The sequence below is a fragment of the Streptomyces sp. NBC_00057 genome (assembly GCF_045041165.1).
Lineage (GTDB): Bacteria > Actinomycetota > Actinomycetes > Streptomycetales > Streptomycetaceae > Streptomyces.
This window is the reverse complement of the sequence record NZ_CP108256.1, coordinates 3,089,951-3,105,215: the sequence shown is the minus strand read 5'-3', so window position 1 is coordinate 3,105,215 and position 15,265 is coordinate 3,089,951. Positions and strand designations below refer to the sequence as shown.

At 70.0% G+C, this 15,265-nt stretch carries 14 protein-coding genes and 1 tRNA gene; 9 read left to right on the top strand and 6 right to left on the bottom strand.

Translation table 11 applies throughout. From position 1 onward, the window contains the following. Positions 1-69 precede the first annotated feature (69 nt). Complete coding sequence (ligD, locus tag OG953_RS14265; RefSeq protein WP_405684554.1) at positions 70-966, bottom strand: non-homologous end-joining DNA ligase; 897 nt, start codon at positions 964-966, stop codon at positions 70-72. Positions 967-1,027: 61 nt separating this feature from the next. Between ligD and OG953_RS14260 the strand changes: the two genes are divergently transcribed. Next, positions 1,028-2,095 carry a Ku protein gene (locus OG953_RS14260; RefSeq protein ID WP_405684552.1) on the top strand — a complete coding sequence of 356 codons (1,068 nt, stop codon included), beginning with the start codon at positions 1,028-1,030 and terminating at the stop codon, positions 2,093-2,095. A gap of 107 nt (positions 2,096-2,202) precedes the next feature. Here the strand turns inward: OG953_RS14260 and OG953_RS14255 are convergent, their stop codons facing one another. Both OG953_RS14255 and OG953_RS14250 read right to left on the bottom strand, forming a co-directional pair. Beyond that, positions 2,203-2,343 (bottom strand): hypothetical protein, encoded by a 141-nt coding sequence (locus OG953_RS14255; protein WP_405684550.1) that lies wholly within the window; start codon positions 2,341-2,343, stop codon positions 2,203-2,205. A gap of 240 nt (positions 2,344-2,583) precedes the next feature. After that, positions 2,584-2,778 carry a hypothetical protein gene (locus tag OG953_RS14250; RefSeq protein WP_405684549.1) on the bottom strand — a complete coding sequence of 65 codons (195 nt, stop codon included), beginning with the start codon at positions 2,776-2,778 and terminating at the stop codon, positions 2,584-2,586. A gap of 166 nt (positions 2,779-2,944) precedes the next feature. Here OG953_RS14250 and OG953_RS14245 point away from each other — a divergent pair, with 166 nt between their 5' ends. Next, the gene (locus OG953_RS14245) at positions 2,945-3,322 is read left to right on the top strand and encodes a hypothetical protein (RefSeq protein ID WP_405684548.1); all 378 of its coding nucleotides are present in this window, start codon (positions 2,945-2,947) and stop codon (positions 3,320-3,322) included. A 102-nt stretch (positions 3,323-3,424) separates the two neighbouring features. Here the strand turns inward: OG953_RS14245 and OG953_RS14240 are convergent, their stop codons facing one another. Both OG953_RS14240 and OG953_RS14235 read right to left on the bottom strand, forming a co-directional pair. After that, complete coding sequence (locus OG953_RS14240) at positions 3,425-5,008, bottom strand: SWIM zinc finger domain-containing protein (RefSeq protein ID WP_405691821.1); 1,584 nt, start codon at positions 5,006-5,008, stop codon at positions 3,425-3,427. A gap of 555 nt (positions 5,009-5,563) precedes the next feature. Then, positions 5,564-6,985 (bottom strand): ATP-binding protein, encoded by a 1,422-nt coding sequence (locus OG953_RS14235; RefSeq protein WP_405684546.1) that lies wholly within the window; start codon positions 6,983-6,985, stop codon positions 5,564-5,566. Positions 6,986-7,101: 116 nt separating this feature from the next. Here OG953_RS14235 and OG953_RS14230 point away from each other — a divergent pair, with 116 nt between their 5' ends. Further along, positions 7,102-8,181 carry a DEAD/DEAH box helicase gene (locus OG953_RS14230; protein ID WP_405684545.1) on the top strand — a complete coding sequence of 360 codons (1,080 nt, stop codon included), beginning with the start codon at positions 7,102-7,104 and terminating at the stop codon, positions 8,179-8,181. 81 nt (positions 8,182-8,262) lie between these two features. On the opposite strand, the gene OG953_RS14225 is transcribed toward OG953_RS14230, so the two are convergent. After that, positions 8,263-8,334: transfer RNA gene (locus tag OG953_RS14225), tRNA-Arg, on the bottom strand. A gap of 239 nt (positions 8,335-8,573) precedes the next feature. Between OG953_RS14225 and OG953_RS14220 the strand changes: the two genes are divergently transcribed. The 6 genes from OG953_RS14220 (at position 8,574) to thrB (ending at position 15,195) form a co-directional block, all read left to right on the top strand. Next, positions 8,574-8,987: a response regulator gene (locus OG953_RS14220; protein ID WP_405684544.1), complete on the top strand. Its 414-nt coding sequence runs from the start codon at positions 8,574-8,576 to the stop codon at positions 8,985-8,987. A gap of 55 nt (positions 8,988-9,042) precedes the next feature. Beyond that, on the top strand, positions 9,043-10,038 hold the full coding sequence (nrtL, locus tag OG953_RS14215) for an ArgS-related anticodon-binding protein NrtL (RefSeq protein ID WP_405684543.1): 996 nt from the start codon (positions 9,043-9,045) through the stop codon (positions 10,036-10,038). A gap of 26 nt (positions 10,039-10,064) precedes the next feature. Then, positions 10,065-11,456 carry a diaminopimelate decarboxylase gene (gene lysA / locus OG953_RS14210; protein WP_405684542.1) on the top strand — a complete coding sequence of 464 codons (1,392 nt, stop codon included), beginning with the start codon at positions 10,065-10,067 and terminating at the stop codon, positions 11,454-11,456. A 95-nt stretch (positions 11,457-11,551) separates the two neighbouring features. Next, the gene (locus OG953_RS14205) at positions 11,552-12,844 is read left to right on the top strand and encodes a homoserine dehydrogenase (RefSeq protein ID WP_405684541.1); all 1,293 of its coding nucleotides are present in this window, start codon (positions 11,552-11,554) and stop codon (positions 12,842-12,844) included. A gap of 6 nt (positions 12,845-12,850) precedes the next feature. Next, a complete protein-coding gene (gene thrC / locus OG953_RS14200; protein WP_189273333.1) occupies positions 12,851-13,921 on the top strand; it encodes a threonine synthase in 1,071 nt (356 codons plus the stop codon). 356 nt (positions 13,922-14,277) lie between these two features. After that, complete coding sequence (gene thrB / locus OG953_RS14195; RefSeq protein ID WP_405684540.1) at positions 14,278-15,195, top strand: homoserine kinase; 918 nt, start codon at positions 14,278-14,280, stop codon at positions 15,193-15,195. Positions 15,196-15,265: the final 70 nt, after the last annotated feature.

Here is a 15,265-nt window from a genome sequence, read left to right as displayed (position 1 = left end):
AGCAGCCCGTCCGGCGATCGAGGACAGGACGGCGGCCATCCCGACCCGGCCCCGGACCCCCGCCCGCCCCTACCGCGCAGCCGGCAACCGCCCTGCCCGGTCCGGATTGATGAGCGGCCCCAGCAGATCCCCGTACCGCTCCAGCCGCGCCCCCATGTCACCGGCCAGAAAGACCAGCCTCCCCGGCGCCCGGCACTCCTCGATCTCCGCCCAGGTGACGGGCGCCGAGACGGTCGGTTCGGGCCGGGCGCGCAGCGTATAGGGCGTGGCGGTCGTCTTCGCCGCCGCGTTCTGACTGAAGTCGACGAACACCTTTCCCGGCCGCAACGCCTGCGTCATCCGGTGCACGACCAGCTCCGCAAGCTCCTGCTCCGCCTCGACCGCCAGCCCTTTCGCGTACGCCGACACCCGATCGGCGGGGGTGGGCTCCAGCGGTACGAGCAGATGCAGCCCCTTCGACCCCGAGGTCTTCCCGTACGCGAGCAACCCGTCCGCCGCCAGCCGCTCACGCAGCCACAGAGCCACCGCGCAGCACTCCACCACGGTCGCGGGCGCACCGGGGTCCAGGTCGAACACCATCCGGTCGGCGATCCCGGGCGCGTCGGCCTGCCACTGCGGCGTGTGGAATTCCACCACCAGATTGGCCGCCCACATCAGCGAGGCCAGATCCTGCACGACCACCTGTCTGGCCTGCTGGTCCTCATGGTGCGGAACGGCGGTGGTCCGTACCCAGGACGGCGTACCCGGCGGCGGATTCTTGGTGAAGAAGCGCTGCCCGTCCGGCCCGTCGGGATAGCGCAGGAAGGACACGGGCCGGTTGCGCAGATGCGCGAGCAGGGCCCCCGCCGCGGTGGCCGCGTAGTAGTGGAGCACCTCGCCCTTGGTGGTTCCGGTGGCCGGATACAGCACCTTGTCGAGATTGCTGAGCGCCAGCCGCCGCCCCTCCACCTCTGTGATCGGCGTCATACGATAAGAATCACATGTTTCCCTGATCTATAGGTATCTATACGAACACAAGGGGTGAACAGTGCGGTCCATCTGGAACGGTGCCATCTCCTTCGGGTTGGTCAGCATCCCGATCAAGCTGGTCAACGCCACCGAGAACCATTCGGTCTCCTTCCGCCAGATCCACCTCGCCGACGGCGGCCGGATCCGGTACCGGAAGGTCTGCGAGATCGACGAGCAGGAGGTCACCGCCGCCGACATCGGCAAGGCGTACGAGGACGCCGACGGCTCGATGATCCCGATCACCGACGAGGACCTCAGCTCCCTCCCGCTCCCCACCGCCAAAACGATCGAGATCGTCGCCTTCGTGCCGGCCGCCTCGATCGACCCGCTCCAGATGGACGCGGCGTACTACCTCTCCGCCAACGGAGTCCCGGCGGCCAAGCCGTACACCCTGCTGCGTGAGGCGCTGAAGCGGAGCCAGAAGGTCGCCGTGGCGAAATACGCGCTGCGCGGCCGCGAACGGCTCGGCATGCTGCGGGTGGTCGACGATGTGATCGCCATGCACGGCCTGCTCTGGCCGGACGAGATCCGCAGCCCCGAGGGTGTCGCCCCACAGACCGAGGTCACGGTCCGCGATGCCGAACTCGACCTGGCCGACGCGCTGATGGCCACCCTCGGTGAGGTCGACATGGACTCGCTCCATGACGACTACCGCGAGGCGGTCGAGGAACTCATCGCGGCGAAGGCGGACGGCCGGACCCTGGAGCCGGCGGAGGCGGACGCCTCGGGCGGCGGCAAGGTCATCGACCTGATCGCAGCGCTGGAGAGCAGCGTCCGGGCCGCGAAACAGGCCCGTGGTGAGGAGCCGGAGACCGCCGGGGAATCGGCGAACGCACCCGTCGCCGAGGTCACCTCGCTCACCGGCCGCAAGAAGTCGGGCGGAACCGGAGCGAAGAAGAAGGCCACGGCGTCAACCAAGAAGACGGCCGCGAAGAAGTCGACGCCGAGCAGGGCACCCGCCAAGAAGACCGCCGCGCGGTCGACGCCGAAGTCGTCCGCCAAGACGACGGCGAAGAAGACCACCGCGAAGTCGGACACGAAGTCGACGACGAAGAAGGCGGCCCCTCGCAAGCGCGCCTCGGCCTGAGACGGGGATGAGCGGCGGCACGTGCCGTCGACGTGCATCCAGCCGGTGCGCTTGGGGCCGGACCCATCAGCTCCTTGGTGCCGAGACGGTCTCGGCGGCCCCCCGCTTCACAGACGATGACCGGCACGGTTGCCGAGTGGGAGCGCTGGACCGGCGCGGGCCCGGTCCACGAGGTCGGCGGCGTAGCCGCGGTCGGCCCAGACCTGCGTGACCTGCGGCTGGGTGAGGCGCAGGCGCCAGACACGCACATGAGGGTTACTAACATCAATGAAAGTAACCCTCTCGTCGTCTTCCTGAAGCCTTGTGCACCGAGCCCTCGACCACCCGCGACGGGCGCCGAGAAGCGCGCCATCCCCGTACCCGTCGTCTGAGGCGCCCCGCTGGGCCGCGCTTCACCGGAACGCCGCATCTGCTGGCCGCCAGAGACCTGGCCACGATCAGCGAGAGAGGTGAGCCGGGCAGCGCGCGACGAGCGACCGCGCCCGGTTTCACTCGCTTCGCGGCCGGAGGACGACGGAGGACAGGGCGGTGACGGCAATGAACAGCGCCAGGGGCCCGAGCGGCATCACCATGCCTGGCCGGTCGCCGAGCTGTTCGATGCAGTGGCCGACGGTGACGAACCAGCCGACAGTGCCGGCAGCCACGAGCAGATACACGCGACGCTCCCGCAGTATGCCTGACACGTGCACTCGGCTGAGCCGCCGAGGCCGGCCGCCTCCTGTGGTTTCGGGCCTCATGGGTGGTTCGGGCCTCATGGGCGGGCGGACAGCCCGGTCCGAGTCCGGACCGACGGCGGCGCGAAAGGCTGACTGATCACCCGCCACACCGCTCCGCGCCTATGCTCACTGGATGGAGCAGAGCGAAGTGGTGAAGCGTGTGGTGGGAATCCTCACGGAGGCGGGCGAGATCCGCCGGCTCCTCGAAGAGAACGTGGACCGGGACGATGTGGAAACCGATCCGAGCGTGGTGACCGCCCTCCTGAACGAGACGATGCCCCGGATCACGATCCCCGAGGACGCCTCGATCGAAGAGGTCGCGGTCATTGTCGGCCGGGAGGTCGGCGGCGCGGTGGAGCAACTGGTCGGCGCGTTCACCTTGGCCTTCGCGATGCTGGCCCAGGTGCACGACTCCGGGCAGACGGACGTGACCTCCGCCGACGTACTGCAGGACCTGGCACTGCGAGCGGAGCAGATCGGTTCCGGCGGCCCGGAGGACACGGACCCGTAGACCGCACGGCCCGAGCCGACCGGCAGCCGCTCGTTTGTCGCATCGGGACTGAGGTATGTCTGCCGTCCTCTGTGCCCACAGGTGTTCGTGCGGCCGGCAGGATCACAGGCCGTGCTGGTCGAGCAGCCGCATCAGATTCCGCTTGCGCTTGTGGGCGGCGCGCAGGGCAGCGACGTACGACATGAACTCGTCCTCGGTGCCCAGGCGGCGGTGGCAGTCGCGGATGTTCAACAGCAGGCTGGTCAGCTGCTCGTAGACCGTGTTGCCGGTCTGCTTCGTGAGAGGTTCGGCCAGGCGCAGGTAGACGCGGAGCGCGTCGGAGGGACGAGAGGCGCGTGCCTGGTCGGCGAGGGCGAGCCACTGCCGGTCGTGGGCGCCGGTCTCGGCCGCGGCCTGCCAGGCGGTGGCGATGTCTTCGTCGTCGAGCAGGGCGTCGATCAGGACAGGCCCGCTGTACCAGGACTGTTGCCGCTGCTGCGCATCGGCCCGCAGCAGCGCGAGAGCTCGCTCACGCTCTGCCCGCCAGCAGCCGGCTGCCTGCGCCGCCGTACGCAGCTGCCGGTATGCGGCCAGGGAACGGTGCGCGGCGAGGACAACGCGGCGCAGGGCGACGGCGTCGGAGAGCCGATCCGCGCAGGTGTAACGGTCGCAGAGGTAGTCCACCAAGGCGATGTCGGGTGTACCGGGGCCGGACGCTTCCTCGATGCCGCGCTCCGCCCACCGGAGGGACTCGTCGGGACGGCCGGCGGTGTCCAGTTCGCGGGCGATGACCAGGTGGGTGCTGCCGCCGGGTGCGAGGTCTGCCGCGTGAACGGCGATCACGGTGTCCACATCATTGCCCGCCCTGGCCAGCCGCTCCATCAGGTACTTCTCCGCCCACCCCGTGCGGTTGCCGCGCCACGCCTCGACAGCCAACTGCCGCACGGTGACCATGCCTTGCTCCCCGAGGACATCCGCGTAGTCGAGCGGGTCGATGCCGGTCAGGTCGTCCAGGTCACCGAGCACATGCCGGACCAGCCACCGCCCGGTCTCGTCCGGGTCCGGACGAGCCGTACGGCACGCGTCGAGATGGGCTTCGGCGAGAGTGGCCCCGACCTCGCTCAGCTGCCCGTCGGAGTCGTCGATGCCGTCCTGCACCTCGCTCAGCAGCCGCATCGCCTCCCGCGACAGCTGGATCGCGTCCTCGGCCCGCCCGGTGGAGGTCAGCGCGGTGATCGCGGACACCGCCTGCGCGGCTTGTTCGCCATACGCGCGGGCATCGGCGTACTCGACGTATCCGTACTGCGCGAAGGGAGTGATATCGAGGAGTTCACGGATCCGGGTACGGACCTCGGCCAGGTCTCCGCGGGCGCTCGCCGCCCGCAGTTCCAGGCGGCGGCGTACCTGCCGGTCCTCGGCGATCTGTTCCCGGACAAGGGCGAGGAGTTCGTCCCTGGAGAGTCCGGCCAGCCACACGTCCAGCTTCTGCGCACGACTCCGGGCTCGGCTGCGCTGCCGCGGCAGCGCAGCCGCCTCGGCGAGCGCGGTCAGGCCGAGTGCGACCAGGTGCTTGCAGAAGTTGCCTTCCACGCCGTACGGGCAGTCGCACTCCCCACCCAGCCTGCCGGGTCCGCCGAGGGACAACTCCACCGCGTACGCGTCCGTCCCATGAACCGTGGCCGTGATCCAGCCGTCGCCCACTTCCATGGCGGTCACCGCATCCACGTATCCCTGGCCTCGCTCGAAGGAGCGCGGACCGGCCAGCGCGCGCAGGTCGTTCTCGTCGAATTCCGTATTCCGTGCCACACGGTCATTCAACCGGAGGATGGGAGCATCGCTCTGCGGCATCCAGGAATCTCGGTGGTATTGCCGACACACGGACATGGCAGGGTGCCGCACCTCTTATCCTCCGGCCTGAACGGGTCCCCGCGAGGGGATCGCCACGCGCGAAGCCAGCTGAGGGTACTTCCTGTCGCTCGCCGCGGCCTCGGCTCGGGCGGCCGAGTAGGACTCCGAGTAGACGCCGACGACGCGGTACCGGCCCCGACCGTTGCGGCTGCACGGGGCAATCAGGCGTGGTGGGCGCCACGCCCGCCGCGCCGGTGAGTCATCGTTCATCACGCTATGCCGCCGGCCCCGTTCGTCCGCCCGGATCGCCGAATCCACCATCCTCAGCCACCACTTGACCAGCAGAGACCAGCCGAGGCCGTCAGACGGCGGCGACCGCACGCACACGCGGCCGCTCCCCGGCAAGCGACGGGATCAAACGCCGCCCCACGCCTCCAGCAGCTCGGCGGGCCCGTACGACGCGTCCAGTGCCCCGCAGTCGGTCCCACTGCGTGAGACCGCGACCACCGGCACCGGATCGGGCGTCAGTGCGGCCCGGTGGCGATGCAGCGCGGCCAGGTCGTGGCGGTCGAAGGGGGAGTTCTCCAGCCATTTCACCGAGCCGACGAACAGCAGCTTCTTGGCGATCGGGGCCCTGTCCGCTGCCACGATGTCGATCTCCACGTCGTTCGTGCGCGTCCAGTAGCCGCCGATGGCCGGGGCTGCCGGAAGGCTCGCGTCGGGCAGCAGGCGTGCCAGGGCCTCCCGTACCAGGGGCTCGACGGCGCGGCCGCGCCAGCTCGTCCAGTTCTCCCTGATGCGGGTCAGTGTCAGATCGCCCCGGCCTCGTTCGATCTCCGGGAGGGCCGGGCCGAGCAGTTTGAGCCAGAAACGCAGGTAAGGGTCGGCGACCCGGTAGCGGCGGTCCTTCGACGGCCGGGTGGACAGGGGCAGTTCGGCGGCGACCATCCGCTTGTCCGTGAGGGCGGTGAGGGACCTTTGCAGGGAGGCGCCGGACAGGCCGCCGGCCGCGCGGGCGATGTTGGAGAACGTCCGCTCGCCGCTTCCGATCGCGGACAGCACCGCGCGGGCCTGCAATTCCTTGGGGAACTCCGCGGCCAGTGACCGCTCCGCCGAGACCAGCAGAGCGGACACCGGATCGCTGAGGGCTTCCTCGAGGAAGTCCCACAGGCCCGCTCCGTGCGTCCACTCCGTACAGATGAGCGGCAGTCCGCCCGTGACCAGCGTGGCGTCGAAGGCCGATGCGGCGTCCAGGCCGAGCATCCGCCCTACTTCCGCCGGGTTCAGCGGTCCGAGGACCATCTCGCGGCCGCGCTGGTGGAACGGGCGCCCGTAGCTGTTCAGCGCCTCCATCATCGACAGGTCGGAACCGATGAGGACCAGGAGTACGGGCTTGGTCTCCAGCACTCGGTCCCAGGCGCGCTGCAGCACACCCTCGAACGCGCCGTCCGCATCCATGAGGTACGGCAGTTCGTCCAGGACGACCACACTCGTCCGGTCGTGGGGCAGGGTTGCCGCCAGCACGTCGAACGCGGCGTCCCAGCTCGCCGGCCGGGCTCCGGCCAGGAGGCTCGCCAGCGGCAAAGTCGAAGCGTCGGCGTCCCGGGCCAGCCTCTGAAGGTCGGCCTCGGGCGATGCCCCGGTGGCGGCGTAAAAGAGGAAGGGCACGCCGGAACGCTCGGCGAAGCGCTCGACCAGCCTGGACTTGCCGACGCGGCGGCGGCCGCGCAGCATCAGGCACCTGCCGGGCCGCTCCCGGCCGACGCCGGCCGCGACCTTGCCCAGTTCACGCTCGAGCGTGGCCAGCTCGGCCTGTCGCCCCACGAAATTCGCCATGCGCAGCCTCCAGTGACATCCGACACGCACATTCACGTTACTAACATCAATGATAGTAACGTTCTCGTGCTCCTCCCTCGACCTTCGTGTGCCGCCCGCCGCACGCCACGTACCGGATGGCTCCGCACTCGTACAGCCTGGTCCGTCGCCACGTCGTACCTGGTCGGAGGGCGACGTTTCTCACCGACCCGGCCGACGGACTGTTCCGGGGGCCCTACCTGCGGTTGCGGCGGCCGTTCCGGCCCGCCGAGGACGGCTGGCAGCGGCATCTGGACTGGTGGTCCGGGCCGTGGCCGTACGCCCACCAGGCGGAGTCCTTCGCCCGGCTCACCACCAAGGACGGATACGCCCCCCTGCCGGCGCTTGTCACCACCGGCACCGGCTCCGGCAAGACCGAGTCGTTCCTGATGCCGGTCCTCGACCACTGCCTGCGGGCCCGAGGGGCGGGGAAGCCCGGCATCGAGGCCGTGCTGCTGTACCCGATGAACGCCCTCGCCGGAGACCAGGCGGGCCGCCTCGGTGACCTGCTGGAGGACCCGCGGCTGCTCGGCGCCGGTGTGTCCGCCGGGCTGTACATCGGCGAAGCGAGTGCCTCCCGCAACGGATCGCCGTACAAGCGCGTGATGGTCGACCGGGCCGAGATACGTCGCAACCCGCCGGACATCCTGATCACGAACTACAAAATGCTCGACCTCCTGCTCCAGCGGCCGCAGGACGCGTCGCTGTGGCGGGACGCCGACCTCACGTACATCGTGATCCGGGCGCGCCGGACGGGAAGGACCGGCCACTGCTGGTCGTCGAGACGCAGCTGTGGCTGCGCGCCCTGTCCCGGGTGCTGCGGTACGTCGCGCCGCAGCCGGTGTTCTCCTGGTCCGACGCCGACCAGGCGGCAGCCACGGCTACCACTCCTCGGAGGGACGCCGTGCGGTGGCGATCGCCGCCCAGGAGGAGCGCCGTCGGTACGCGTAGGGGGTCCGGGCGGCTGCCCGCCATGTACTGCCGCCACTGCGGCCGCTCCGGCTGGGCGGCCGTTTGTCCCGAGCGGAACTGCTTGCCCCGGGCTGCTGAGTGCTTCTGTTCCGTGGTGCTGTCCGTCTTGGACATGGGCCCGTGTGCATGGCGCGGCTCAAGCCGGGAGGGTCGGTAGGCGGGCTGGACCAGCCCGCTCCGGCGGGGCGAAGATGCTGCCCGATTAGGCTGCCCTCCCGCAGCTTCCAGAGGGCATGAAAAAGACCCTCTGCTCAGCGTTTCCGCTGGTCAGAGGGTCTGTCCGGAAGTGCCCCCGGCAGGATTCGAACCTGCGCACACGGCTCCGGAGGCCGATGCTCTATCCCCTGAGCTACGGGGGCGTATCGCTGCGTTACGCGGCGACGGGAGAAACACTACCAGCTTCCGCAGGGTGTCCGTGAACAGGTATTTCCGCGCTGTCGGAGGCGGCGGTACGGGCCGCGCGGAGGGGCCGTAGGGGTGGTCCTGGGTGCATCCGGCCACCCCCTGCGCCACTCGTCCGGGGTCGGAAATAGGCAAAACCCGGACGCAGCCCCTACGTCCCGCCTACTCTCGGAGTGTGTCAGGGTCTTGTGGCCGCGTGCTTGTTGTCGACGACAACAAGGTCATCCGGCAGTTGATCAGGGTCAATCTTGAGCTTGAGGGCTTCGAGGTCGTGACCGCGGCCGATGGTGTCGAGTGTCTGGATCTGGTGCATCGGGTCTGTCCCGATGTGATCACGCTCGATGTCGTCATGCCCCGGCTGGACGGTCTGCAGACCGCCACCAGGTTGCGCTCCGATCCGCGGACCAGACATCTGCCCGTGGCGGTCATCAGTGCGTGTACGCCGTACGAGGTGGACAGCGGGGTCGCCGCAGGCGTCGATGCGTTCCTGGCGAAGCCCTTCGAGCCGAGCGAGCTGGTGCGGCTCGTACGGCAGTTGATGGACAGGGGGGACCCGTCGTCGGTCGACGGCAGACGCGGTGCCGGGAGGGCGGAGAGCGCCGCAGGGTGACCGCATGGCGAAACCGGGTCGCGGGGCGCACCCCTTCCTCCCATACGCTTGTCCTGTGACCCCCGCCGATCTCTCCAGGACCGTGCTGCACGCCGTGCGCCGCGCGGTCGACGAGGACGTCTTGCGCGCGCCCGTGCCCGCGCGCGTGCGGGTGGAACGGACACGGCCGGGCGGGCGTGGGGACTACGCCACTGCCGTCGCCCTCCAGCTGGCCGGGCCCGCCGCGCTGCCGGCCAGGGATGTGGCCGAGATTCTTCGGGAGCGGGTGCAGGGGGTGCCGGGGATCAGTGGTATCGAGGTCACCGGGCCCGGGTTCCTGAACTTCACCCTGGACGGTGACGACGGCCTGGCCGTCCTTGTCGGCGTCATTGAGGCGAGCGGTACCGAGTACGGGCACGGGGATGCCCTCGCCGGTGTGTCCGCCTCGTTCGTACCCGTCGAGGAGTTGCGCGCCCGTGTCGTCACCGGGACCGTCGAGCGGCTGCTCCGGTCTCAGGGGGCGGAAGTCGGGGCGCGGGCGGCCGGCGGGGAAGCGTTGCATGTGGTGCCCGTGCCCGCCGCGGACCGCGATCTCTTCGCGCGGCTCGGGAGCGACGCCGCGCGCTGGGCACTGCTGCGGGCCGCCCCGCACGACCGGGCCCGGTGCACAGGGAGCGACGAGCTCCTCGTGCAGCGGGAAGGCAATCCGTTGTTCCGGGTGCGGTACGCGTACGCCCGGACCAGGGCCCTGAGCCGGAACGCTCAGCAGCTCGGGTTCTGTGGCGCCTACGAGGAGAGCGTGGAGGCGCCCGGGCTCGGTGCACTCCTCGCCGACCATCCCGGTGTGCTTGCCGCCGCCGCCCGCCATCGTGAGCCCGACCGGCTCGCCCGGCAGCTGGAAGCGGTCGCGCAGGCCTTCTTCGACTTCCACGACGGCGCCGCCCCGCTCCCCGTCGGTGACGAGAAACCCTCGGCCGCCCACCGCTCCCGGCTCGCCCTTGCCGAAGCCGCCGGGACGGTGCTGGCAGGCGGCCTGTCCCTGCTCGGCATCAGCGCACCCGAAGTCCTCTGAGAGACCCGAGAGAGCAGAGCAACACGATGAGCCGATCCGCACACCCCGCCGGGCCCCGTCACGCCGACGTCATGACGGAGGGGCACTACACCGCCCCGCCCGCCGACCTCAACGTCCTGGACGCGAAGGTCTGGGCCCGTACCGTCTCCCGCAACGACGACGGTGTGGTCACCGTCGGCGGGATCGAAGTGACGCGACTTGCCGAGGAATTCGGCACCCCCGCCTACTTCCTCGACGAGAGCGACTTCCGGGCCCGCTGCCGGGCCTGGGCCGACGCCTTCGGACGCGACGCTGATGTGTTCTACGCCGGGAAGGCGTTCCTCTCGCGGGCGATCGTGCGCTGGCTCAAGGAAGAGGGGCTCAACCTCGACGTCTGCTCCGGGGGAGAGCTGACCTGCGCACTGGACGCCGGGATGCCCGCCGAACGCATCGCCTTCCACGGCAACAACAAGACCGTCGCGGAGATCGAGAGGGCGGTCACCGTCGGCGTCGGGCGGATCGTGCTCGACTCCTTCCAGGAGATCGCCCGGGTCGCGCACATCGCGCAGCGGCTCGGCAAGCGGCAGCGCGTACAGATCCGGGTGACCGTCGGCGTCGAGGCGCACACCCACGAATTCATCGCCACCGCACACGAGGACCAGAAGTTCGGGATCGCGCTGGCCGGGGGACAGGCCGCAGAGGCGGTACGCCGGGCGCTCACCCTCGACGGGCTCGAACTCATCGGCATCCACTCGCACATCGGCTCGCAGATCTTCGACATGGCCGGCTTCGAGGTCTCCGCCCGGCGCGTGGTGCAGCTGCTCGCCGAGGTGCGCGACGAGCACGGCATCGAGCTGCCCGAGATCGACCTGGGCGGCGGGCTTGGCATCGCCTACACCTCCGAGGACGACCCGCGTGAGCCGCACGAGATCGCCAAGGCGCTCGGCGACATCGTCACCCGTGAGTGTGAGGCGGCCGGGCTCGCCACCCCGCGGATCTCCGTCGAGCCGGGGCGTGCCATCGTCGGCCCCACCGCGTTCACGCTGTACGAGGTCGGCACCATCAAGCCCCTGGACGGGCTGCGTACGTACGTCAGCGTCGACGGCGGCATGTCGGACAACATCCGCACCGCGCTGTACGACGCCGAGTACAGCGTCGCGCTCGTCTCGCGCACCTCGGACGCCGAGCCGATGCTCGTGCGCGTCGTCGGCAAGCACTGCGAGAGCGGCGACATCGTGGTCAAGGACGCGTTCCTGCCGTCCGACCTGGCGCCGGGCGATCTGATCGCCGTGCCCGCCACCGGTGCGTACTGCCGCTCCATGGCGAGCAACTACAACCATGCCTTGCGCCCGCCCGTCGTCGCCGTGCGCGACGGGGAGGCGCGAGTGATCGTCCGGCGCGAGACGGAGGAAGATCTCCTGCGTCTCGATGTCGGCTGATGAAATAGATGTCTCAGGATCCGGACGAGTGGCAGAAACTCCCGTCCGGTGAGTGAGACTGGTCCACACATCGGATGTAAAGGAAACGAGGTCGGATGATGCGTACGCGTCCGCTGAAGGTGGCGCTGCTGGGCTGTGGAGTGGTCGGCTCAGAGGTGGCGCGCATCATGACGACGCACGCCGACGACCTCGCCGCGCGCATCGGCGCGCCGGTCGAGCTCGCCGGTGTCGCCGTGCGCCGGCCCTCCAAGGTGCGGGAGGGGATCGACCCCGCACTGATCACCACCGATGCGACAGCCCTGGTCAAACGGGGCGACATCGACGTCGTTGTCGAGGTCATCGGTGGCATCGAGCCCGCCCGCACCCTCATCACCACCGCCTTCGAGCACGGCGCGAGCGTCGTCTCCGCCAACAAGGCGCTGCTTGCCGAGGACGGCGCCGCTCTGCACGCCGCCGCCGAGCAGTACGGCCGGGACCTCTACTACGAGGCCGCCGTGGCCGGCGCCATCCCGCTCGTACGGCCGCTGCGCGAATCCCTCGCCGGTGACAAGGTCAACCGGGTCCTCGGCATCGTGAACGGCACCACCAACTTCATCCTCGACCGGATGGACACGAGCGGGGCCGGATACTCCGAGGCGCTCGACGAGGCCACCGCTCTCGGCTATGCCGAGGCCGACCCGACCGCCGATGTCGAGGGCTTCGACGCCGCCGCGAAGGCCGCGATCCTTGCCGGTATCGCCTTCCACACCCGGGTCAGGATCGGCGAGGTGCACCGAGAGGGCATCACCGAGGTCACCGCCGCCGACATCGCCTCCGCCCGCCGCATGGGCTGCACCGTCAAGCTCCTCGCCATCTGCGAGCGCGCCGCCGACGGGCAGTCCGTCACCGCGCGAGTGCACCCCGCGATGATCCCGCTGAGCCACCCGCTGGCCTCAGTCCGCGAGGCGTACAACGCGGTCTTCGTCGAGGCCGAGGCGGCCGGGCAGCTCATGTTCTACGGCCCCGGCGCCGGCGGCTCGCCGACCGCCTCCGCGGTCCTCGGCGACCTCGTCGCGGTCTGCCGCAACAAACTCGGCGAGACCACCGGCCCCGGTGAGTCCGCGTACACGCGCCTGCCGGTCAGCCCCATGGGCGAGGTCGTCACGCGGTACCACATCAGCCTCGACGTGGCCGACAAGCCTGGCGTACTCGCCCAGGTCGCGACGGTCTTCGCCGAACAGGGCGTATCGATCGATACCGTCCGCCAGCAGGGCAAGGATGGCGAGGCCTCCCTCGTCGTCGTCACCCACCGCGCGCACGACGCCGCCCTCTCGGCGACCGTCGAAGCGCTGCGCAAGCTCGACACCGTGCGCGGTGTCGCCAGCATCATGCGTGTTGAAGGGGAGTAAGGACCCATGACCAGCAAGGGCACCCACCAGTGGCGCGGAATCATCGAGGAGTACCGGGACCGCCTTCCGGTCACGAGCACGACGCCGGTCGTCACGCTTCGTGAGGGCGGTACGCCGCTCGTCCCCGCTCAGGTCCTCTCCGAGCGCACGGGCTGCGAGGTACACCTCAAGGTCGAGGGCGCCAACCCCACCGGGTCCTTCAAGGACCGCGGTATGACGATGGCGATCACCCGGGCCAAGGAGGAGGGCGCACAGGCCGTCATCTGTGCCTCCACCGGCAATACCTCCGCCTCCGCCGCCGCGTACGCGGTGCGGGCCGGCATGGTCTGCGCCGTCCTCGTACCGCAGGGCAAGATCGCGCTCGGCAAGATGGGCCAGGCGCTCGTGCACGGCGCCAAGATCCTCCAGGTCGACGGCAATTTCGACGACTGCCTGACGCTGGCCCGCTCGCTCTCGGACAACTATCCGGTGGCGCTGGTCAATTCGGTCAACCCGGTCCGTATCGAGGGCCAGAAGACCGCCGCGTTCGAGATCGTCGACGCGCTCGGCGACGCCCCGGACATCCATGTCCTCCCGGTCGGCAACGCGGGCAACATCACCGCGTACTGGAAGGGTTACAAGGAGTACGCGGGCGACAGTATGTCCACGCACACCCCGCGCATGTGGGGCTTCCAGGCCTCCGGCTCCGCGCCGATCGTCCGCGGCGAGATCGTCAAGGACCCGTCGACCATCGCCACCGCGATCCGGATCGGCAACCCGGCCTCCTGGCAGTACGCGCTGGACGCCCGGGACGAATCGGGCGGTTTCATCGACGAGGTGACGGACCGCCAGATCCTGGCCGCCTACCGGCTGTTGGCCTCCCAGGAGGGCGTCTTCGTCGAGCCCGCGTCGGCCGCGTCCGTCGCCGGTCTGCTGAAGGCCGCCGAAGAGGGCAAGGTCGACCCGGGTCAGAAGATCGTCTGCACGGTCACCGGCAATGGGCTCAAGGACCCCGACTGGGCCGTCGCGGGCGCTCCGCAGCCGGTCACGGTCCCGGTCGACGCGGCCACCGCCGCCGAGAAGCTGGGCCTCGCGTAAGCCCTGGGGCCGGTCGGCAGGAGCCGGGCTCGGCTGTCGATGAGAGCCCGGCACCCCTGCCTGCGGGAGCCCGGCTCACCTGTCGGTGAGAACCCAGCTCAACCGCCCCTTTTCGGGGCGGAGAGCGCATAGGAGGCGGGCGACACGCATCGTGCGCCTCCTGTGCGCCCTATGTCGCCACAGAACCTTCCTTCGATAAGCTGTACCCAACCCGCCCCGCCGCATCTGCCGCGGTGCAAGGGCCGTTGTGGCCGTCGGGTTCCCCGGAATTCCACTCCCCGCCGCCACGACCTCCCGCCAGCATCGAGAAAACGCTTCACCACCCCCGCTGTCTCACAAGGAGAGTCGTCTAAGCGATGGCCGGTCCCGCCTTCCGAGCCGCCGCCGTCCGGGTGCGCGTCCCCGCGACCAGCGCCAACCTGGGCCCGGGTTTCGACGCCTTCGGCCTGTCGCTGGGGCTGTACGACGACGTCGTCGTCCGCGTGGCCGACTCCGGACTGCACATCGACATCGCGGGTGAGGGCGCGGACACGCTGCCCCGCGACGAGAGCCACCTCCTCGTACGCTCCTTGCGCACGGCCTTCGACCTGCTCGGCGGACAGCCCCGCGGCCTGGAGATCGTCTGCGCCAACCGCATCCCGCACGGGCGCGGCCTCGGCTCCTCCTCCGCCGCCATCTGTGCCGGCATCGTCGCCGCCCGTGCCGTGACGACCGGCGGTGACGCCCGGCTCGACGACGCCGCGCTGCTGGAACTCGCCACCGAGATCGAGGGCCACCCCGACAATGTCGCGGCCTGCCTGCTCGGCGGGTTCACCCTTGCCTGGATGGACGGCGGGTCGGCCCGCGCCATCAGGATGGATCCCGCAGATTCCATCGTTCCGGTGGTTTTCGTCCCCAGCAAGCCAGTCCTGACCGAGACCGCCCGCGGACTGCTGCCGCGTACGGTCCCGCATGTCGACGCCGCCTTCAACGCGGGCCGTTCCGCGCTCCTCGTCGAGGCCCTGACCAGACACCCCGAGCTGCTGCTCACCGCCACCGAGGACCGGCTGCACCAGGAGTACCGCGCCCCGGCGATGCCGCAGAGCGTGGAACTAGTGAACCGACTGCGCGCCGACGGCGTCCCCGCAGTCATCTCCGGTGCCGGGCCGACGGTGCTCGCACTGGCCGACGACGGTGCGGCCGACAAGGTCGCACAGCTGGCGGGCGAGGGATGGGCGGCCAATCGGCTCACTCTCGACGCCCCGGGTGCGAGTGTGCTGCCGCTCGCCCCGTAGCCGAGAAGTGATTGCCGGTGAGTGAGAGGGGGAATGTTTGTTGGAGCCGGTAGTGTTAACCTCAAGTCTG